Genomic DNA, 292 nt, shown 5'->3' on the forward strand with positions numbered 1-292 from the left:
GAGCGCGTGGAGGAGGCGCTGCGGCAGGCGCAGAAGCTCGAGGCGGTGGGGCAGCTGACCGGCGGCGTCGCCCACGACTTCAACAACCTGCTGACGGTGATCAAATCCTCCACCGACCTGCTCAAGCGGCCGGACCTGCCGGAGGAGCGCCGTCGCCGTTACGTCGAGGCGATCTCCGATACCGTCGACCGCGCCGCCAAGCTGACCGGCCAGCTCCTCGCCTTCGCGCGCCGCCAGGCGTTGGGGCCCGAGGTTTTCGAGGTGGGCGGCTCGCTCCGGGCTGTGGCGGAGA

At 71.2% G+C, this 292-nt stretch carries 1 protein-coding gene; it reads left to right on the plus strand.

Annotated features, from left to right (window positions below; genetic code table 11):
• Positions 1-292: histidine kinase dimerization/phospho-acceptor domain-containing protein (locus ACLBX8_RS32075; protein ID WP_447716459.1), on the plus strand; the 292-nt coding region annotated here is incomplete at both ends.

The sequence above is a fragment of the Methylobacterium sp. D48H genome, assembly GCF_053345715.1.